Source organism: Ewingella sp. CoE-038-23, assembly GCF_040419245.1.
In the GTDB taxonomy this organism is placed as follows: Bacteria; Pseudomonadota; Gammaproteobacteria; order Enterobacterales; family Enterobacteriaceae; genus Ewingella; species Ewingella allii.
In genome coordinates this window covers 429,814-450,456 of sequence record NZ_JAZHOH010000001.1, presented here as the reverse complement: position 1 = coordinate 450,456, position 20,643 = coordinate 429,814, and the positions used below count along the sequence as shown (strand labels likewise).

Here is a 20,643-nt window from a genome sequence, read left to right as displayed (position 1 = left end):
GAGGTATTTATGGACCAACAATTTTATATGAGCACTGAAGAGGTCGCGGCCTTCTTCGGAAAAAGTCAGCAAACCATTTTGAATTGGAGAAAGAAAAAACCAGCTTTCCCCGCACCGGCTATAAAGAGCTGTCCTTTGCAATACAGGAGATCGGATATTCTCAAATATGCTGAGACTTCGCGTGAGTGAACTCGACAACGTTCCCTTCGCCATAAACGATCGTTTCTATTCTGGCCCACCACCGAGCGTATGCCTTGAACTGCTCTTCAAGGTAATTGCTCTTATCATAAACCTGCCACTCACCTGGTAATTTATGTCCCATGATAATCTCAGCGACGTGTGGCTCGGTGAGGTCAGATAGGTTAGTTCGCGTTGTTCTTCGCAAGTCGTGTATTGACCAGTGTTCCATTTCCACGCCTAGTTTTTTTCTTGCGTACTGCATTATCCCGTAAGGCAATGCAAGTGGCGCAGAACGCCCCATAACCTCTTTACTCCCCGTGTTTGTAAACAGCCACTGTGAGCCGCTGTTATGCTTCATTGCTTCTTCTATTAGCTCTTGAGCAGCAGGAATAATTGCCCTGCGCAGCGGCCGCCCCGTCCTAACTCCCGTCTTATGGTTCTCTGCCGGAATCGTCCAAATTTTCTTCTCGAAATCAAAATCCTTTACCTTTGCGATCCTTAGCTCCCCACCGCGACAAGCAAATAACAGGCACAGCTTCACGAATAACCGATTTTTCATCGTCATCCGCCCCCCTTCCATTGCTTGCCAAATTATCTTTATTTCATCGTTCGACAACGTCCGCTCGCCGTCTTCAAACTCAATATTAAGATCCTTGGTCATTAGCTCTGACAGTGGGGATGTTGTCACAAGCTGCCTTCTCACAGCCCATTTGTGAGCCTGCTTGGCATTGACTAAAATCCGTTCCCCGATGCCGGGATACTTATCAGCTAATTTTTCGAGAACGGTAAGCCAGACATGCAGAGTCGCCTGGTCATGTGGCAGATCGCCGATTTTTGGAAAAACATGAATCTCAAAAGAACGCTTAATTTGCTCAGGGCTTTTTTTGTTTTTCTCGCAGTATCCGTCATACCAGCTCATTACAACCTGTTTGACTGTTAAAGCGCCAATTGCGGTTTCACGCTCTGTGCGTTTAACAACTCGCGGGTTTCGGTTGTTTTCTATTTCTCCGCGCAATCTTATCGCAGCATCTCGGGCATCTTTCAGGGCCATGGCCGGATACGTTCCAATATCAACGCGCTCGGCTTTCCCGCCCCATTGATAACGAAATTGAAAGGTGATCTTCCCTTTCGTGGAGACGCGAACGGACAACCCATCACGGTCAGTCTTAACCAGAATTTTCTCCTGATCTTTGCCCAGCGTTGAGCGTAGCCATGTGTCTGAAAGCGCCATCGATCCCACCTTGGTTGTACATATTTTTTAAAGGTATGGTGGGAAGATTAAGATTTTGTACAGACTGTTGTACAGATTTTTGATGAGAAGACTTTAAATTACTTTGGTGTTCTTTTTCATGCTTTGTTGTTTATTCGTTCTTTTGAGGTTCTGAGGCGGGATTTTACGGGGATATTCGGTAGGAGTTTTTCAGGCTTTATTAGAGCTTAAAATACTTTGTAGAGGGACAATCATTTGGGTGAGAAATAATAGCGAAGGTACGGCGTTTAGCCACTTCGAGGGCGAATTCACTTGGAGACATGTTTTTCACGTTTCTTCGGTTGGCCGCCCTGCATCATTGTTCATCACGTCACAGGACGTCAGGCAAAGCGGTAATAAAAGTTAATAGCCGGCTATTTTCACTGATTTAAGCTGGATGGGCAATCAATGGTTTTTTAGGCAGGGTTTACGCTAACCCAGAATCAGCGCCATCATGATGGCGTCTTCACGGCCTTGCGCGGCGGGGTAATAGTTGCGGCGAACGGAAACTTCATTAAAGCCGAGGCTTTCATACAGCGCGATAGCTTTGCTGTTGGAGGCGCGGACCTCAAGCCACAGGGTGACGACGTCGCGCTGCTCGAGCTTTTCGATGACATCTTCAAGCAGCTTGCGGCCTAAACCTTGGCGCTGGAATGCGGGGTCGATGGCGATGTTGAACAGCGTCGCCTCGTCGAGAACGATCTGCGTGATGGCGAAACCGGCCATCTGCTCGCCCTGCGTGATTTTGAGATTGAGGTAACGCTCGCCCTGATTGCTGGCCAAGGTTTTCTCGGTCCAGGGGAAAGCGTGGCTGGCGTTTTCAATTTGCAGAGCACGGGGTAAATCAGCGGGCGTCAGAATAGAAATGTTGTTCATTTTCACAAATCTGCTGCCAGAGCGCGCGTTTGGCTGCGGCATTTTGATAAAGCTCGGCCAGAGCCGGGCTGGATAACTGTGTGCCTTCGACCGCTAAGGGTGCGTTAATGCCCAGTCGCCATGTATTACAGTGCGTGCCTTCGGGGAGCATACTCACCTGCTCTGGCGTCAGACGGTAAACCTGTTGAGCAGCCAGCGCGAGGCTGCGCACCACATCATTTACCAACGGTTCATCTTCAGCAGGAGGCACATCGGCGACGATCAGCAGTCGGGTATTTTCCGGCAAGCTAACGGCCACTTCCCCTTGTAAAACAGAGGGTTTGCGCAATGTCCACTGGGTGATCCCCATCTGTTGTAACAGCCAGTCTCGTCTTGATGCCATACCTGTTCCCTGCCTGTTGAACACCCGAAATGCCGCGCTATGCTAGCAAACACATCGAACGCGCGCCAATAAACCTCTATAATCACCGGTCATATTCCTGAGGAGCCACAACCTGATGTCTGCATTAACCCCGGCAAGTGAAGTAATACTGCGCCACAGTGACGAATTTACAGGGCGCCGCGTGCTGTTTGCCGGTGACTTACAAGATGATTTACCCGCCATTTTCGTTGATGAGTGCGAGGCCGAAGAGGTTCGCGTTCATACCAATCAATATCACCACTGGCAGATGCTGAGCGGCGCATTACAAGACAATGTGCAATTTAGCCTGTTAGCCGATGCTGAATTTATCCAGCCTTCTGACCTGCTGGTCTACTACTGGCCGAAGAGCAAGCAGGAAGCAAAATTCCAACTGTTCAACCTGTTGTCGCAGCTGCCAGTCGGTATCGACATCTTTGTGGTCGGCGAGAACCGCAGTGGCGTTCGCAGCGTGGAAACCGTGCTCGAAGGCCTGTGCGCAGTGAGCAAAATCGACAGCGCGCGCCGCTGTGGCTTATACCACGGCCGTTTGGAAAAACAGCCTGCGTTCGACGCCGAAGAGTGGTGGGACACCTATATGGTGGAAGAAGTCGCCATTAAAACCCTGCCTGGCGTATTCAGCCGCGAAGGGCTAGATAGCGGCAGCCTGTTGTTAATCAACAGCTTTGAAGAGCCGGTGAAAGGCAAAGTGCTGGATATCGCCTGCGGCTCCGGCGTGCTGGCGGCAGTATTGGCCACTTATTCGCCAAAAATGAAAATCACCCTCAGCGATGTGAGCGCAGCGGCTATCGAAGCCAGCCGGGCGACGCTGGCAGCTAACGACCTGCCGGGTGAAGTTATCGCCAGTAATGTCTACTCCGACATCGCGGGTCGTTTCGATATGATCATTTCCAACCCGCCGTTCCACGAAGGCTTGCAAACTAGCCTCCATGCGGCTGAACAGCTGATTCGCGGCGCAGCCAAGCACCTGAATACCGGCGGGCACCTGCGCATCGTAGCTAACGCCTTCCTGCCATACGCTGCCCTGCTGGATGCCACCTTCGGCAGCCACGAAGTGTTGGCGCAGAATGGCCGCTTTAAGGTGTATCAGGCCACGCTAGGCCGCACGCCACGCGATCCGAAAAAGAAAAAACGCTAACCTTAACTCGCCGGAGCCGTACAGGCTGCGGCACCTTACATCGCCGTGGCCTTGGCTTCACTCAGGGAGACATCAAACGCGGCGAACTTTCCCTCGAGTCATTGCATTTGGCCTATTGGTAAATAGCTAAACAGCCCTATTCCCCGTGAATATGCTGCTTTTTACACCAAACGTCGGCAATGGCGGAAATAAGTATTGACGGCGGAGCGGAAATCTCTAGAATTCGGCCCCGTAGTTGTATTACTCGCAGAGTAAGTTCTGATGAATTTTCTGCTGAGAATGCGATGGTGGCGGAATTGGTAGACGCGCTAGCTTCAGGTGTTAGTGTCCTTTGGATGTGAGGGTTCGAGTCCCTCCCTTCGCACCAATACAACTACTGAGTGAGTTAACAGCAGTAAACTGAATTTATATTGCACGGCACGATGCGATGGTGGCGGAATTGGTAGACGCGCTAGCTTCAGGTGTTAGTGTCCTTTGGATGTGAGGGTTCGAGTCCCTCCCTTCGCACCACTCCGGTGATATAAATCAGGCAGTTAGATATAAAGAAGAAATCATCTGTGCGATGGTGGCGGAATTGGTAGACGCGCTAGCTTCAGGTGTTAGTGTCCTTAGGATGTGAGGGTTCGAGTCCCTCCCTTCGCACCACATGATTCTCTTCAAATATCGACATCCCCTCTTGCAAGTCTCTGTCTTTTCTCAAAAAAATCTCTGCCTTTCAGGCAACAGTCAGTCACCCAAAACCCCTAAACCTTGTTAAACGATTTATCCTTTCGCCCGTCCTGTTATAGCAGATTGAAATTTAAAGAGAGTGCTGTCAGCCCGCCTGCCAGTGCAACAAACGACGGCAGGAGTAAATAGTGGCGAAGTGTTTTATGCAGCAACATCACCAGCGTGGCGAGCATCGCAATAACGACCAGTACGCGTAGGTTATCCAACGAAAGATTGGCTAAAGCCAAGAAGGGCAGCAGCGCACAAGGCAAAAGTACGCCCCAGCCGCTGGTCAGCCTTTTACCTAAAAACCAACTCACTCCCCAGAGTCCACACGCCGCTACCATCGCTGCAATCATGATTTTTGCCATACAGTGATAATGAGAACCAATAGCATATAGCAATTTTTCTCATCGCGCATCATTTTGCCCGCCACGCGCCCGTTAAGGTGACAGTGGTAACCAAAAGTGATAGTTTTAAGTTCGGTATTTAATAACCTATCGAATTTAAATAATCACCTTCCTAGATTATTAGTCGTCAATTTATTTGAACTCAGCTATTTACTGCAGATATTGCAGCATTGAACTATTCATAAGGCCGGACCCTAAATAGAGTGAATTTTAATGATATTTCATGCCTATGATGAATTGCTAAAAAGCAAACATCGTCTTTCGCTATTGTTATTCTTTTTCTTAAATAGTGCATCGGCCCTATTTTCAATGATTAACCCAGCAGTAAAGATGGCTAAATCCAGCCTACCCTTAATGATTATTGGGGTGGTGTGCGTATCAGGATTAATATTCATTTATTTGAATAAAAAAACTGAGCTATTCCGTTTAAGTATCTGCTCCATCTTGGTCGGCAGTTTATGGGCATGGCATATAATTCTGCAGTTCGATAAAATCGGTGACTATGATAAGAGTTACTTGCTGGTCAGCCTGCTCAGTATATTCTTTATTAGCGTTATCGCTTTATCGGATAATTTCCTGGCATTTTGCCTTCATGTAGCACCTTCCACTGGAACCGTTATTTTTTTAGACGGTTTCACTCACATCTCCAAGATAATTTTCACCGTTGCCCTGCCGCTCATTGGGCTGTATCTGCACCATATGATGCTTAAACGCAGCGACGCCTTCACCCGCCGAATGTTGACTAATCTCTATAGCGAAAGGGAAAAATTTAGCGATCTTAGTATGCTTGATCCCCTTACCGGTTTGTATAATCGCCGCGGCTTACAAAACAAGCTAGAAACCGTATTCAGTCAGGACAAATCCAGCCATTACGTGATGTTGCTCGATATTGACCACTTCAAAGCCTACAACGATAACTATGGTCATACCATGGGAGATCAGGCTTTGGTGCGGGTCGCAGCAGCCATACGCGATGCCGTTCGTTCTCGCGACGTGGTGGTGCGCTACGGGGGTGAAGAGTTTCTGGTAGTTATGTCGAATGTGTCCCAGGACTACGCGGTACGCATGGCTGAGCGCATTCAAAATAAGGTGCTGAGCTTAAATATTCCGCATAACTTTAATGCTGATGTTTCCACCCATGTGACAGTCAGTGCCGGGCTTTCTACCCTCCATGACGGCGATTTCCCTTCCGCATTAACTGCGGCAGATCAGTTGCTTTATCACGCCAAAAATAGCGGAAGAAATAAAATACTTTATTCTTGGGAAGCTATTCTTTCGACAGATAACATGAAAAACTCGCTGTGAATAACGGCGAGTTTAATGTTTCAAACATTAAAAAAATGGATGCTTAATACGCCAAGAAAATTGGCATTAACCATTATTCCTGAGAAAATTTATTTCATTATTATGACAACCTCGTTTATCCATTAAGGCTGCTGAATGAAATAGCACCATTCACTGCCTATGTTACATCAGTCTGTTACCTCTCGGACGAGTGCCAAGAGTAGAAATTACCCGGATATATTCCGCGATGGTGATTATGGCCTTCTTAGCCTGACCAAATTAAATACCCCCTCCCCTCTTTTTTAGCTGCCATTTCTAATCTGTGAACTGCCACATCACCATCTTTTAGCGAATGCCAAATGCGCCCCAATGATGGCACTCAGTGGAAGGTACCCAATAACAACCCTGCCTAAACTTCGCTCAATGCCGCCCTTAACGTTTATCGCGGCAGTAAAACGTGCCCTCACATAACAACCTCATCTACAACCAGTATGAATAACGAAAAAGGGTTATCAGTATGAGCAGTTCTATTATTCTTGGCATTATCTGGCACTTGGTGGGCGCCGCCAGCGCAGCTTGTTTTTACGCCCCGCTCAAGCAAGTTAAAAAGTGGTCGTGGGAGACCATGTGGTCGATGGCCGGCCTCTTCTCATGGATAGTTCTGCCCTGGGCAGTGAGCTATGTTTTATTGCCAGATTTTTGGGCCTATTACAGCTCATTCAGTCTTTCAACACTGCTACCTATCTTCCTGTTTGGGGCAATGTGGGGCATAGGTAATATCAACTATGGCCTGACCATGCGCTATTTAGGCATGTCGCTGGGGATAGGCATCGCCATCGGTATCACCCTCATAATTGGCACGCTCATGACACCCGTTCTGCAAGGGAAAGTTGATGTGCTGATAGGAACGGCGGGCGGCAGAATGACGCTGCTCGGCGTGTTGGTCGCGGTGATTGGCGTTGCCGTGGTCAGCTACGCAGGCTACCTGAAGGAAAAATCGCTGGGCATCAAAGCAGAGGAGTTTAACCTCAAGAAGGGGCTTATTTTGGCCGCTTTCTGCGGTATTTTCTCCGCCGGAATGTCATTTGCCATGAGCGCCGCGACGCCTATGCATGAATCAGCCGCGCAGCTAGGTTTGAATCCCCTCTATGTTGCCTTGCCAAGCTATGTTGTCATTATGGGCGGCGGCGCGATCGTCAACCTCGGCTTCTGCTTTATTCGGCTGGCAACCCGTCGCGAACTTTCCGTGAAAGCAGATCTGTCGATTGCTAAACCCCTGCTCATCACGAATGCGCTGTTTGCCATCTTGGGCGGCACCATGTGGTACCTGCAATTCTTCTTCTATGCGTGGGGCCACGCCAGCATTCCGTCAGAGTACGGCTACATGAGCTGGATGTTACACATGAGTTTCTACGTCTTGTGTGGCGGTATTGTTGGCCTGTTGCTCAAAGAGTGGCTAGGCGTGGGCAGGAAGCCGGTGGCAATTTTGTCTCTAGGATGTCTGATCATTATTCTGGCCGCCAACATCGTGGGCATGGGAATGTCGGCCTAATCCCTTAATCACATTGCCTACAGCGACTGCCAAAAAGATAAACTCACTGTGGCAGTCGCTCCATGAGCATCAGGATAATGTCGGCACCACCATCGGCTTAACGACATGTTTCATAAAGCGCTGGCGATAATCTCTTGGCGATACCCCGCAGGCTCGGTTAAACACCACTGAAAAATAGTTGCTGTCATCAAAGCCGCATTCCGCCGCAACTTCACCAATGGTCCGATCGCTATAGCGCAGCAAACTCATAGCCCGACACAGCCGTAGTTGTCTTAAGTAGTGCGACACGCTCATGCCGGTATGCTGTTTGAACAAGGCTCGCACTGCGCGTAGCCCTACGCCGTGCTTCTGGCAGAAACTCTCCAGATGGAACGGCTCGCTAATACTCGCTCGCAGTGCCATCAGCAGCAGATCTAGCTGGTGAGCATCGGGTAAAACGCCGCTATTTGGCGGGTGACGATAACGCAGCAGCAAGAGGGCGAGCTGCATCAATAATGCTTCACTGAGCTGAACCGAGATTGATTCTGATTTCATACATTCAGCAGAAAGCTCGTCGACTTTATCCCGTAAAGCCGTCATGCCAAGGGAACTGAGCCGCCAATAGCGCTGCTCCTGGCTTACGCCCTCCCCTGGCAGCAGTTGGGTCCAATCGGCAGCCAGACGAAAGCGTTCGCGACAATACAGAATATTGTCCAGCGCCAGGTCATTGACTGACTCATAGCTATGTCGGTCATTGGCATTGATATAGAACAGATCGCCGCAGGTAATGGGGTAAGGAATGCCATTCCAAATATGCGTGCCGTTACCCCGCCAAACAATCACCAACTCGTCAAAGTCGTGATCATGGGAAGGGAAATTTGCCTGAGGGTGGCGTTCGGCCACCATGACGGAGTTTTTATTGGTCAGAAAAAAATCATTTTTCATTAATTTAAGCTGCATCGTGGCTATCCCCAAACCCATTCAGTCAAAGGAATATAAGCGCAGGGCAAATTTTATACCCGCATCAAGCAGCCAAAAGGTGCGGCAGCTAACGCAATTGGTTGCGCATCAGTTTTGGCGACATGGAGAACTCCCGGCGAAACTGCGTCGAGAAATGATTACTGTCGCTGAAGCCACAGGCGTAGGCGATATCGGTAATGCTTTGATCGCTATGGTGTAACCTGCGGCGCGCCTCGAGCAAACGTAGGCGATTAAGATAACGCTGAGGCGTCATACCAGTTTGCTGCTTCATTTGCCGATGTAAGGTACGTAGTGCCAACGTAAATCGATCTGCGGCTTCCGGCCAGTTAATCTCCTCACTGTAATGGCCATGCAGCCATTCGAGTAGCTGGTTAATTTTGTTTTCCGAGGTGTCTCGCAATAGTGGCTGGAAACACCCCTGATAGAGCAGGATCAACAGGTGCAGAAACTGGCTTTCCGTCGCCGCGATTTGCTGGGGGTGGGTTCCCCCCGCATGCTGCTCTAAAACAGCGATACATTGTAGAGCCTGCTGCAACAAAGTTGGGCTAAGCTGCCAATGCACCTGTTGCTGATAGTGATGTTCTTGCGGGAGAAATTGCCCGACGTCGTGCAGAAAACGAAATGCCTGTGGTGAACGATAAAGCACATTCGTCAGCCGAAGATTATCGACGCTTTCAAAAAGATGGTGGTCACTGGCGCGCACGAAACAGACAGTGCCGACGGTAAGTGTATAAGGTGCATCATTAAAGATATGCACGCCGGACCCACTCTCCACCAGCATGATCTCGTGGAAATCATGGTAATGCTCAGGGAAGGCTTCCTGCGGAGTTCGCCGTTCCACGGCTATGGTTAACTCTGGTGAAGCAAAATAATCATCGCCAATTAGTAACGTCATGTCTCGCCTCCTGTCCTCAATAAGTGAAATAACCCTATCCTGACCACTGGCGGATAACCTTAAAACGACGGCATAGAAAACGCGTTCTGCGGTTATTTTTTAAAGATTTGCCGACTGTTGAAAGGAACTGCGGCGAAGATCACAACCTATAATTGCAAAATTCTTCCCATTACATTCGCGGTGAAATTCCTTCGTTTTTATCGTTTTGTGATCCACTCCCCCATCACCTTTTTGATGCTGCCAACTGCCTCCATTGCTTGGCATTCACGGGAAGGTCATGCCCCAGCTCCCCGCCTAAACTGCGACCATATCTGAAAAGGAATGGCCGTTATGACACTCCACCATATTGCTGCAATTGATTTGGGCGCCTCGAGTGGGCGCGTGATGCTTGCAACCTTTAATAGTGAACATAAAGCGCAACTGACGCTGAAAGAGATCCATCGTTTTCCTAATACGCTGGTGAAAGTTGATGGCTATGACACTTGGGATCTCGACGCTCTCGAGCAGCATATTCTTACTGGCCTGACCCTGCTGGAGAGGGCCGATATTCGCCTCGACAGCATTGGGATTGATACCTGGGGAGTCGATTTTGTCTTGCTGGACGCGCAGGGAAACCGTGTCGGCCTGCCCGTCGCTTACCGTGATAAACGCACGGACGGCGTGATGGAACAAGCCTGCCTGGAGCTTGGTCGAGACGTGATTTATCGCACCACGGGCATTCAGTTCTTGCCGTTCAATACCCTCTACCAGTTAAAAGCGCTGACTCGCCAGCAGCCAGAATGGCTCCCGCAAATAGACCGCCTTCTGCTGATGCCTGACTATCTGTATTACCGTTTAACCGGCGTGATGAACTGGGAACATACCAATGCCAGTACCACACAGATGGTCAATATTCACAGCGGAGAGTGGGATAAAAAGCTGCTCGAATATGCGGGCATTCCGCAAAGCTGGCTAGAGAAACCTTCCCAACCGGGCAAATCATTAGGCTATTGGCTGTCTCCTAACGGGCACCGCGTGCCGGTAACCAGCGTTGCCACCCATGACACGGCGAGTGCCGTGGTGGCCGCCCCAATGTCCGGAAAAAACTCAGCTTATCTCAGCTCCGGTACCTGGTCGCTGATGGGGATCGAAAGCCCGAAAGCCTTCACCCATCGCGCGGCTCTTGAGGCGAATTTCACCAATGAAGGCGGGATTAACGGCAGTTATCGCGTATTAAAAAACATCATGGGACTGTGGCTGTTGCAGCGCATCTGCAACGAGCTGAACGTGCAGGATTTGCCGTCCTTAATTAACGAGGCGGCCGCGCTGCCGGCCTTTGTCAGCCTCATCAATCCCAACGATTCGCGCTTTATTAACCCCGCATCCATGGTCGATGCCATCTGTGAAGCCTGCCATGAGCAGGGGGAGCCGGCCCCAACAAACCCTGCGGCATTAGCACGCTGCATCTTTGACAGCCTTGCCATGCTTTATCGTCAAACGGCTCAGCAGCTCGCTGAACTACAAGGAGCACCGCTGGAGGCAATCCATATTGTCGGCGGCGGCTGCCAGAATGCTTTTCTCAATCAACTTTGTGCCGATGTCTGCCAAATTCCTGTGACCGCTGGGCCTGTCGAGGCTTCCACCCTCGGCAATATCGGCTGCCAGCTGATGGCCCTTAACTTGGTCAAAGATGTCGACCTTTATCGGCAAATGCTCTCTAGCCAATTCCCACAGCAGCGCTATGTGCCGCAGCCTGTACCCAATCTTGCTACCCACTGGTGTCGCTTTCAGGCACTCAGTAACGCCAATGAGGAACTCGCAGTATGACTTCATCTATAGATCATGCATGGACGCTCGCGAAAGAGCGCTTTTCCCAACTCGGTATTGATGCAGAAGACGCGATGCAGAAACTCGACACCCTACCTGTATCAATGCACTGCTGGCAGGGTGACGACGTTGCCGGTTTTGAAAATCCAGAAGGCGCATTAACAGGAGGGATTCAGGCCACCGGCAGTTATCCGGGTAAAGCTAAAAATGCACAGCAACTGCGTGCCGATTTAGAACAGGCCCTGTCGCTTATTCCCGGCCCTAATCGCCTGAATTTACATGCTTTATATTTGGAATCTGACAAGCCTGTCGCACGCAATGAAATCGAACCCAAACACTTTAGCCAGTGGGTCGAATGGGCGAAGAAAAACCAGCTAGGGCTGGACTTTAACCCTTCATGCTTCTCACACCCATTAAGTGCAGATGGCTTCACACTGTCGCACGCCAATCCTGAAATCCGCCAGTTTTGGATTGAACACTGTCAGGCCAGTCGCCGGATTTCCGCCTCTTTCGGCAAGGCGCTCAATACCCCATCGGTGATGAATATCTGGATCCCTGATGGCATGAAAGATCTCACCGTCGATCGCCTCGCCCCGCGTGAAAGGCTATTAAGCGCGCTTGATGAAGTCATTGCTGAGAAACTCGATCCCCACCATCACATTGACGCAGTAGAAAGCAAATTGTTCGGCATCGGCACGGAAAGCTATACCGTCGGCTCGAATGAGTTTTATCTGGGCTATGCGGCCAGCCGCCAAACTGCACTGTGTCTGGATGCAGGTCATTTCCATCCAACGGAAGTCATCTCCGACAAAATCTCCAGCGTCATGCTGTACGTCCCGCGCCTGCTGCTTCACGTCAGCCGCCCAGTACGCTGGGACAGCGACCACGTGGTATTGCTGGATGACGAAACTCAGGCCATCGCCAACGAGATCATCCGCCACAAGCTGTTCGACCGCGTACACATCGGACTCGATTTCTTCGACGCCTCCATCAACCGTATCGCGGCGTGGGTTATTGGCACGCGCAATATGAAAAAAGCGTTGCTGCGCGCCCTGCTCGAACCCACCGACTTGCTGAAAAAGCTCGAGAACGAGGGGGACTACACCGCAAGACTGGCGCTGCTCGAAGAACAGAAATGCCTGCCGTGGCAAGCCGTGTGGGATATGTATTGCCTGCGCCATGACGTGCCGGTCGGCAGCCAATGGCTGGATAACGTTCGCCATTATGAAAAAACTGAACTCGCAAAACGATAAAAGCTAACTCACTATTTTTTAAGATTTTAAAGGTATTTAACGATGAAAACTTTACTCAACGCTTGGTTCGTCCAGGGCATGATCAAAGCCACCAGCGATATGTGGCTGAAAGGCTGGGATGAGCGCAACGGCGGCAACGTCAGCCTGCGCCTGCTGCCAGAAGATGTCGCGCCCTATAAAGCCGATTTTTACAGTGAGCCACGGTCAGTAGCCCTAACTCAAGCAGCACCGGAACTGGCGAATCACTACTTTATCGTCACGGGCTCGGGCAAGTTCTTCCGCAATGTTCAGCTTTCGCCCGCCGAGTCTTTGGCCGTTATACAACTTAACGGTCAGGGGACGGGTTACCGCATTCTGTGGGGCTTAACTGCCGGGGGCTTACCGACCTCCGAGCTGGCTGCGCATCTTCAATCTCATATCGTTCGCATGAAAGTGACTGATGGTCAGGATCGAGTGATCATGCACTGCCATGCCACTAACCTGATTGCTCTGACCTACGTGCTTGAGCTTGATAGCGCAAAATTCACTCGCGAAATTTGGGAATGCAGCACCGAATGTCTGGTGGTATTCCCTGATGGTATCGGCATTGTGCCGTGGATGGTGCCGGGCACGGATGGCATCGGTGCAGCGACTGCCGATCAGATGCAACACCACACTCTGGTGCTCTGGGCTTATCACGGCATTTTCGGCAGCGGCCCTTCCCTCGACGATGCCTTTGGACTTATTGATACCGCTGAGAAATCCGCAGAGATATTGGTCAAAGTGATTGCCATGGGCGGCAAGAAGCAAACCATTTCTACCGAGGAATTGATTGCATTGGGCGAGCGTTTCGACGTCAAACCTTTTGCCGCCGCACTCAAAGCATAATGATGAAAAGGAACGCGTTATGAGCTTTATGTTGGCTTTACCTAAAATTAGCTTACATGGGCAAGGTGCCATCACGGATATGGTGGCACTGCTCCAGACCAAGATCTCCGGCAAAGCGCTCATAGTCACGGATGCCCAGCTGATCGAACTCGGCCTGCTCGACGGCCTGTTTGACGCTTTAGAAGCAGCCAGCTTGCCCTATGCACTCTATAGCGGCGTCTCGCCAAACCCCACCAGTGAAATCGTGGATGAAGGCTACCGGCTCTATGCGCAGAATAAATGCAGCTATCTGATCGCGTTTGGCGGCGGCAGCCCGATTGATACAGCGAAAGGCATCAAAATCCTCACTGCCAACCCTGCGCCGGTCACGGCCTATTCGGGCGTTGGCAAGGTGAAAAACCCAGGTGCGTTTTTGGTGGCGATCAACACTACGGCAGGCACCGCGGCCGAGTTAACCAGTAACGCGGTGATCACCGACAGCCAGCGTCAGGTCAAAGAAGTGATCATCGACACCAACCTGATCCCTGATATCGCCGTGGATGATCCCGCCATTATGTTGGCCATCCCTGCAAGCGTCACTGCCGCAACCGGCATGGATGCCCTTACCCATGCTATCGAGGCTTACGTCTCTGTTGGGGCACATCCCCTGACGGATCCGACGGCGCTGGCGGCGATCGGTACCATTAGCCAATGGTTGCCAGCAGCAGTAGAGAACGGCAAGGATTTACAGGCACGCGAGAAGATGGCCCACGGTCAATATCTGGCGGGTATGGCATTCAATAGCGCCGGGTTGGGACTGGTTCACGCACTGGCCCACCAGCCGGGCGCCACGCACAACCTGCCGCACGGTATCTGCAACGCCATATTACTGCCGATCGTTGAAGCCTTTAATCGGCCATCCTGTCCGCAGAGGTTTGCAGAGATTGCTCGTGCTATGGGGGTAGATATCAGCGGGATGGATGAAGAAAGCGCCAGCCACGCTGCGCTCGACGCTATCCGCGCACTCTCTCAACGCGTGGGTATTCCTTCAGGTTTTGCCGAGTTGGGCATCACGAAAGACGATATCGAAGGCTGGCTGGATAAAGCACTGGCAGACCCTTGCGCGCCCTGCAACCCAAGAGAAGCTTCTCGGGAACAGGTCCGTGAACTCTATCTCAACGCGATGTAATGAGGGGACACAAATGATTCGTAAAGCTTTTGTGATGCAGGTGAATCCTGACGCGCACGCCGAATATCAGCGGCGGCACACCCCTATCTGGCTGGAGTTAGAAGAAACGCTGAAGGCCCACGGAGCGCATCACTACAGCATTTTCTTGGATGAGCAGCGCAGCTTGCTGTTTGCCACCGTAGAGATTGAATCTGAAGCGCGCTGGAATGCAGTAGCAGACACCCAAATTTGCCAAAAATGGTGGCGACATATGGCGGACATTATGCCCGCGAATGCCGATAATAGCCCAGTGAGTCATAGTCTTAAGCCGGTTTTTTACCTCGACTAGCGGTGCTCTTTCTCACGCCAGATTGGAGGGGCTTCGGCCCCTCTGTAAAGCGTGTAGCTGCCGGACGGGCGCTGAATTTTGGTCGATTGGCGTTATAGCCCCTGCCATTTTCGGCGGGAACCAGACACTCCGAACGTTCGCCGATAAGATGCTTGAGCCCCAGCGTCACTAGCCCTTCGCGGATCACTGGCCAGTTCGCCTGATCGTGATAGCGTAGTAAGGCTTTGTGCAAACGCCGCTGGCGATCTCCTTTAGGTATCACCACGTCTTCGCTTTTGTAATCCACTTTATTCAACGGATTTTTGCCGCTGTAATACATGGTGGTCGCACTGGCGAGGGGTGATGGGTAGAAGTTTTGTACCTGATCCAGTCGGAAGCGATTCTCTTTCAACCACAGGGCTAAATTAACCATATCTTCGTCCCGCGTCCCCGGATGTGCCGAAATAAAATAGGGGATCAGATACTGCTTTTTCCCGGCAGCTTTCGAATATTGGTCAAAGAGCTTCTTAAAGCGATGATAGCTGCCCATGCCAGGTTTCATCATCTTAGATAAAGGTCCCGTTTCGGTATGCTCAGGAGCAATCTTCAAATATCCCCCAACGTGATGCTCCGCTAGCTCCTTAATATAAAGCGGGTCTTGTACAGCGAGGTCATAACGCACACCCGATGCAATCAGGATTTTCTTGATACCTTTCAAAGCACGAGTACGCCGATATAACTTGATGGTCGGCTCATGATTAGTGTCCATATGCTGGCAAATATCAGGGTAGACGCAGGAGGCGCGACGGCAGGTTTGTTCTGCACGTGGCGACTGACAGCGCAACATATACATGTTCGCAGTAGGCCCACCCAAGTCCGAAATCACGCCGGTGAATCCCGGCACGCGATCGCGGATCTCTTCAATTTCTCTGACAATAGAATCGGCAGAACGGCTCTGAATAATTCGCCCTTCATGTTCGGTGATCGAGCAGAAAGAGCAGCCGCCATAGCAACCGCGCATGATATTCACGGAAAAACGGATCATCTCATACGCGGGGATACGCATCTGACCATAAGAAGGATGCGGCACTCGTTGGAAAGGCAGGGCGAAAACTGAGTCCATCTCATCGGTGGCGAGGGGGATCGCAGGCGGATTGATCCACACGTAACGGTCGCCATGTTTTTGCATCAGCGCCCGCGCGCAGCCGGGGTTAGTTTCGTGATGCAAGATCCGAGAAGCATGGGCATACATCACTTTGTCATTTTTAACTTTCTCAAACGAGGGCAACAGAACGTAGGTTTTTTCCCAAGGTTTCGGCTTAGGTGCGCGAACGGTGATGGGCTGCGGGCCATCGGCTTCGGGCAGTATTCCTTCAGCGCAAGGCAGGTCTTCACCATAGGGGTTCATTATTGGCTCGATGCGGCCTGGTTTATCAAGGCGCGTTGAGTCCACCCCGCTCCAGCCCGTCAATGCCATTTTGCGCATCACCGCCGTATTGCGCACATCAACGATCTCGCTGATGTGCTCCCCTGCTGCCAGCCGGTGCGCCACTTCAACCAGCGGTCGCTCACCGTTGCCGTAAATCAACATATCGGCCTTGGAGTCAACCAGCACCGAACGACGCACCGTGTCAGACCAATAGTCGTAATGGGCGATACGACGCAGGCTGGCTTCTATTCCGCCGAGCACCACTGGCACATCATTAAAGGCTTCTTTGCAGCGCTGGGAATACGCCACCGTGGCGCGGTCTGGCCGTTTGCCCCCGACGTTATCCGGGGTGTATGCATCGTCATGGCGCAATTTTCTATCTGCCGTATAACGGTTGATCATCGAGTCCATGTTGCCCGCCGTCACGCCAAAAAACAGGTTCGGCTTGCCCAACTTCATGAAGTCATCTTTGGACGTCCAGTCAGGCTGGGAGATGATCCCCACGCGGAACCCCTGCGCTTCGAGCATGCGGCCAATGATTGCCATACCAAAGCTGGGGTGATCCACATAGGCATCGCCCGTCACCACAATCACATCGCAGCTATCCCAGCCAAGCTGGTCCATCTCCTCGCGGGACATGGGTAAAAATGGGGCGGTGCCATAGCACTCGGCCCAATAAAGGGGATAGGAAAACAGATGGCGCTCGGGCTGGATCAGGCTGGCAGACATAGAAGCTCTTCGTTAGCGGAGTGACATTATGAATATTTTGGCGAGGAATTATACGGATAAGCCACACAGAGCGTGGGGAAGAAGCGACTTTGCCTGCTTTAGATCAACCTTTTGGCCGAACTGCTGGAGCTTCGCAATAAGGCTTCATGCAGAAATAAATAGCGCCCATAAAAAATGGCCCGCATGGAAAACCACACAGGCCGTTTTTATTTCAGCGCATATACAGCATATAAAGAAGGTTATTTGGCGAGCGCCTCAAACACTTTTTCCACTGCCACTGCGCCCGGATCTTTCACCCCTTTCAGACTATTACTGCTGAGGTAAGAGGAGCGCCCCGCGTTGGCTTTCTTCATGGTGGAAGTGTCCTTGGCGCCTTTTGCGGCGGCCTTGGCGGCGGCTTTCAGGTCGCCTTTTTTACCCAAAGCTTCCAGAGCGGGCTGCAAGGCATCAATCATGGTGCGGTCGCCCAAGTCAGCCCCGCCGTAGTGCTTCATGCGTTCCAAACCAAACAACAGCGCCTCGTTGATCTTTTTCCCTTCTGCCACTTTTTGCCCGGCGGCGGTGAAGAAAATCGACATCAGTACGCCACTCGAGCCGCCCATGACAGTTGCCAGGCGATCGCCGACCACGGCTAACAGCGCAGAAAGGTCGTTAAGCGGCAGCTTTTTGCCTTTGTTTTGCTCTTGGATATCACGCGCGCCGGAGGCGAAGGTTGAACCGGTATCGCCATCGCCGACTTTGGCGTCCAGCTTATTCAGCTCATCTTCCAGCCCGGATAACGTCTCGGTGACTACCTCGACAATCTTGCCCACTTCGGCATTGGTTGAGGCCTTAACTTTTGATTTCTGCCCCAGCTTTTTGGCTTTCAACGTCGGCAGTTTTTCCAATTTCACCAGGGGCTGCCAGCCTGCGGCTTCGACATCCGCCAACAGCGCTTTTTCTGTTTCATCGTCGAGCACGATGGTGGAAAGCGAGAAGCCTTTCATATCTAACGCGCTGACCAGCGCCGCAGGGCCAATCAGATAGCGAATCGACTTGCCGAGCGCCGAATGCACCAGCTCTTTGGTCAGCTGATTCATCTCCAGAGGAGAAACGCCGCCGAGGTTATTAATCAATACCGCCAGTTTGTCGCTTTTCTTCACCTGCGCCTGTAGCTTCTCGACCAGGGTGGCAACGACTTTTTCACTGTTCTGAGTTTTGATTTTCGACACGCCCGGCTCGCCGTGGATACCCAAACCTAGCTCAACCTGCCCGGCAGGGATACGGCTCTCTTCCTCTTCTTTGCCGCTGTCTCCCGGCAAACTACAGCCGCTCATCGCCACGCCAATGCTCGAGGTGGCATCAATAGCCTTTTGCGCCGCGGCGGTTACCGCCTTGAGTGACTTACCTTTTTCAGCCACATAGCCCGCGATTTTGTGCACCAGCGCGGTGCCGGCAATGCCGCGAGGCTGCTTGTTATCCGGCAGGGAGATGTCGTCGGACACCATCACTAAATCGACTTTGTAACCCAGGTTTTTGGCTTTTTCAGCCGCCAGCCCAAAGTTGAGACGGTCGCCGGTGTAGTTTTTCACAATCAACAAGCAGCCAGCCTCGCCCGTGACGGCAATAATGGCGCTAAGCACCGCGTCGACGCTGGGAGAAGCAAAAACGTCGCCACAGACGGCGGCGGTTAACATGCCTTTGCCGATAAATCCGACGTGCGCCGGTTCATGGCCGGAGCCGCCGCCGGAGATCAGCGCGACTTTCTTTTTGTCCCAGTCGCTGCGAACCACAACGCGAATGGCCGGATCGATGTCCAGCTTGGCGAGATTTTTGTAGGGGGAAGTAAGAATTGCGCCTTCAATTACGTCGTTAATCAGATTCTTGCGGTCATTCATGAAAAATGTCGACATGCCGATTCGTCCCTTTAACTGTTATTGAGTATGGTCAGATTTGTGAATACCTCTAAACCAACATAGCACAGAGCAGCAGGAGATTTGGGGCGGAAAGGCGGTTTCCCGCCTTAGAGAAAACAGATTTTTTGACTAATCGCACGCCACAACGGCGATGGCCAATCCGCCGCGCGAGGTTTCGCGGTATTTAGAATTCATGTCTTTGCCGGTTTCATACATGGTTTCAATGACTTTATCGAGACAGACGCGTGGCTCGCTGGTGCGGCGTAGCGCCATACGCGAAGCATTCACCGCCTTCACGGCTGAGATGGCATTTCGCTCGATGCAAGGCACCTGAACCTGCCCGGCCAGTGGATCACAGGTTAAACCGAGGTGATGCTCCATAGCGATTTCTGCCGCCATAAACACCTGCGCCGTGCTGCCGCCCAGCAGTTCGGTAAGCCCCGCCGCCGCCATTGAACAGGCCACGCCGACCTCCCCCTGGCACCCGACTTCGGCACCCGAGATAGAGGCGTTCATTTTGAACAGAACGCCCACCGCGCCAGCGGCTAAGAAAAAGCGGCTGTAAGAGTCCGGGCTGACCGGCCGAATAAACTGATCGTAGTAAGTCAGCACCGCGGGGATGATGCCACAGGCGCCGTTGGTTGGCGCAGTCACCACGCGGCCACCGCCGGCGTTCTCTTCATTGACCGCCATGGCGTACATGTTTATCCAGTCGACGACGCCCATCGGGTCAACATTATTCTTATCCTGCGTTACCAGTATCCGGCGCAAAGCAGCGGCGCGGCGGTTAATTTTCATAGGGCCCGGCAGCAGGCCTTCGGTGTGAATACCGCGAGTAATGCCCTCGCTCATCACATCCCAGATAGCCGCAAAATGTTCGGCAATCTCAGTTTTCGAGTGACCCGCGAGTTCGTTTTGCATCATCACGCCGGATAGCGATAAGCCGGTATTATTGCAGTGCTGCTGCAAGTCATGGGCGGATTTGAATGGGAATGGCATGGTGACCGCGCTCTCTTCCTGCATACCAAAACGGCTGGCTTCGACGATAAACCCGCCGCCAATCGAGTAATAAGTTTGGCTATAAAGCAGCTGCTCGCCGTCGAAGGCGCTCAGGGTCATGCCATTTTCATGCAGAGGAAGGTTGGTGGAATGGAAGTTCATGCTGCCCTGCATTGGGAACTCCACCTCTTTGGCACCATTGGCCAGCATCAGCTTGCCCGTGCTTTCCACATCACGAATAAAACCAGGGATCGCATCGATATTTACTGTATCGGGTAAATTACCGGCAAGCCCCATAATAATGGCTAAATCCGTGTGGTGGCCTTTACCGGTCAGAGATAAAGAACCATAAACATCCACCACGACACGAGAAGTATTATTAATATGGCCGAGGGCGATAAGCTCATCGCTAAATATTTTCCCGGCTTTCATTGGCCCGACGGTGTGTGAACTCGAAGGCCCAATACCAATTTTGAAAATATCGAAGATGCTAATCACGTTAGACTCCATGGCAATAAAA

Annotated in this window: 18 protein-coding genes and 3 tRNA genes; 12 read left to right on the top strand and 9 right to left on the bottom strand. The window is 51.6% G+C overall.

Annotation, left to right across the window (positions count from 1 at the left end):
• Nucleotides 1-9: 9 nt before the first annotated feature.
• Nucleotides 10-189 (top strand): helix-turn-helix domain-containing protein, encoded by a 180-nt coding sequence (locus V2154_RS02130; RefSeq protein ID WP_353500872.1) that lies wholly within the window; start codon nt 10-12, stop codon nt 187-189.
• Here the strand turns inward: V2154_RS02130 and V2154_RS02125 are convergent.
• From V2154_RS02125 to V2154_RS02115, 3 genes are all read right to left on the bottom strand, one after another.
• Complete coding sequence (locus tag V2154_RS02125; RefSeq protein WP_353500871.1) at nt 161-1,411, bottom strand: tyrosine-type recombinase/integrase; 1,251 nt, start codon at nt 1,409-1,411, stop codon at nt 161-163. The genes V2154_RS02130 and V2154_RS02125 overlap by 29 nt on opposite strands.
• A gap of 450 nt (nt 1,412-1,861) precedes the next feature.
• Nucleotides 1,862-2,305, bottom strand: coding sequence for a ribosomal protein S18-alanine N-acetyltransferase (gene rimI / locus V2154_RS02120; RefSeq protein WP_353500870.1), 444 nt, complete (start codon nt 2,303-2,305; stop codon nt 1,862-1,864).
• Nucleotides 2,274-2,687, bottom strand: coding sequence for a DNA polymerase III subunit psi (locus V2154_RS02115; protein ID WP_353500869.1), 414 nt, complete (start codon nt 2,685-2,687; stop codon nt 2,274-2,276). The genes rimI and V2154_RS02115 overlap by 32 nt, the downstream gene beginning before the upstream one ends.
• A 115-nt stretch (nt 2,688-2,802) precedes the next feature.
• On the opposite strand from V2154_RS02115, the gene rsmC reads away from it, so the two are divergent.
• The 4 genes from rsmC to V2154_RS02095 all read left to right on the top strand — a co-directional run bounded on the left by rsmC (nt 2,803) and on the right by V2154_RS02095 (nt 4,506).
• Complete coding sequence (rsmC, locus tag V2154_RS02110; protein WP_353500868.1) at nt 2,803-3,861, top strand: 16S rRNA (guanine(1207)-N(2))-methyltransferase RsmC; 1,059 nt, start codon at nt 2,803-2,805, stop codon at nt 3,859-3,861.
• 281 nt (nt 3,862-4,142) lie between these two features.
• A tRNA-Leu gene (locus V2154_RS02105) sits at nt 4,143-4,228 on the top strand.
• Between the two features lie 57 nt (nt 4,229-4,285).
• Nucleotides 4,286-4,371, top strand: a tRNA-Leu gene (locus V2154_RS02100).
• Nucleotides 4,372-4,420: 49 nt separating this feature from the next.
• Nucleotides 4,421-4,506 (top strand) — tRNA-Leu (locus V2154_RS02095).
• 137 nt (nt 4,507-4,643) lie between these two features.
• On the opposite strand, the gene V2154_RS02090 is transcribed toward V2154_RS02095, so the two are convergent.
• Nucleotides 4,644-4,928, bottom strand: a complete 285-nt coding sequence (locus tag V2154_RS02090) for a DUF1435 domain-containing protein (RefSeq protein ID WP_353500867.1) — start codon at nt 4,926-4,928, stop codon at nt 4,644-4,646.
• Nucleotides 4,929-5,192: 264 nt separating this feature from the next.
• On the opposite strand from V2154_RS02090, the gene V2154_RS02085 reads away from it, so the two are divergent.
• Nucleotides 5,193-6,284, top strand: a complete 1,092-nt coding sequence (locus V2154_RS02085) for a GGDEF domain-containing protein (RefSeq protein ID WP_353500866.1) — start codon at nt 5,193-5,195, stop codon at nt 6,282-6,284.
• Between the two features lie 496 nt (nt 6,285-6,780).
• The gene (gene rhaT, locus V2154_RS02080) at nt 6,781-7,815 is read left to right on the top strand and encodes an L-rhamnose/proton symporter RhaT (RefSeq protein ID WP_353500865.1); all 1,035 of its coding nucleotides are present in this window, start codon (nt 6,781-6,783) and stop codon (nt 7,813-7,815) included.
• Nucleotides 7,816-7,884: 69 nt separating this feature from the next.
• Here the strand turns inward: rhaT and rhaR are convergent, their stop codons facing one another.
• Together rhaR and rhaS are read right to left on the bottom strand one after the other, a co-directional pair.
• On the bottom strand, nt 7,885-8,754 hold the full coding sequence (gene rhaR, locus V2154_RS02075) for an HTH-type transcriptional activator RhaR (protein ID WP_353500864.1): 870 nt from the start codon (nt 8,752-8,754) through the stop codon (nt 7,885-7,887).
• Between the two features lie 88 nt (nt 8,755-8,842).
• Nucleotides 8,843-9,670, bottom strand: a complete 828-nt coding sequence (gene rhaS / locus V2154_RS02070; protein WP_353500863.1) for an HTH-type transcriptional activator RhaS — start codon at nt 9,668-9,670, stop codon at nt 8,843-8,845.
• Between the two features lie 330 nt (nt 9,671-10,000).
• On the opposite strand from rhaS, the gene rhaB reads away from it, so the two are divergent.
• The 5 genes from rhaB to rhaM are packed head-to-tail and all read left to right on the top strand — an operon-like array spanning nt 10,001 to nt 15,092.
• A complete protein-coding gene (gene rhaB, locus V2154_RS02065; RefSeq protein WP_353500862.1) occupies nt 10,001-11,476 on the top strand; it encodes a rhamnulokinase in 1,476 nt (491 codons plus the stop codon).
• The gene (locus V2154_RS02060) at nt 11,473-12,729 is read left to right on the top strand and encodes an L-rhamnose isomerase (RefSeq protein WP_353500861.1); all 1,257 of its coding nucleotides are present in this window, start codon (nt 11,473-11,475) and stop codon (nt 12,727-12,729) included. The genes rhaB and V2154_RS02060 overlap by 4 nt, the downstream gene beginning before the upstream one ends.
• Nucleotides 12,730-12,771: 42 nt before the next feature.
• Nucleotides 12,772-13,596 (top strand): rhamnulose-1-phosphate aldolase, encoded by an 825-nt coding sequence (gene rhaD / locus V2154_RS02055; protein ID WP_353500860.1) that lies wholly within the window; start codon nt 12,772-12,774, stop codon nt 13,594-13,596.
• Nucleotides 13,597-13,615: 19 nt separating this feature from the next.
• Complete coding sequence (gene fucO / locus V2154_RS02050; RefSeq protein WP_353500859.1) at nt 13,616-14,764, top strand: lactaldehyde reductase; 1,149 nt, start codon at nt 13,616-13,618, stop codon at nt 14,762-14,764.
• Between the two features lie 13 nt (nt 14,765-14,777).
• Nucleotides 14,778-15,092 (top strand): L-rhamnose mutarotase, encoded by a 315-nt coding sequence (gene rhaM, locus V2154_RS02045; protein ID WP_353500858.1) that lies wholly within the window; start codon nt 14,778-14,780, stop codon nt 15,090-15,092.
• On the opposite strand, the gene V2154_RS02040 is transcribed toward rhaM, so the two are convergent.
• From V2154_RS02040 to V2154_RS02030, 3 genes are all read right to left on the bottom strand, one after another.
• Nucleotides 15,067-17,229, bottom strand: coding sequence for a YgiQ family radical SAM protein (locus V2154_RS02040; protein WP_353500857.1), 2,163 nt, complete (start codon nt 17,227-17,229; stop codon nt 15,067-15,069). The genes rhaM and V2154_RS02040 overlap by 26 nt on opposite strands.
• Before the next feature lie 239 nt (nt 17,230-17,468).
• A complete protein-coding gene (locus tag V2154_RS02035) occupies nt 17,469-19,121 on the bottom strand; it encodes a dihydroxyacetone kinase subunit DhaK (RefSeq protein ID WP_353500856.1) in 1,653 nt (550 codons plus the stop codon).
• Nucleotides 19,122-19,253: 132 nt separating this feature from the next.
• Nucleotides 19,254-20,621 (bottom strand): L-serine ammonia-lyase, encoded by a 1,368-nt coding sequence (locus tag V2154_RS02030; protein WP_353500855.1) that lies wholly within the window; start codon nt 20,619-20,621, stop codon nt 19,254-19,256.
• Nucleotides 20,622-20,643 lie beyond the last annotated feature (22 nt).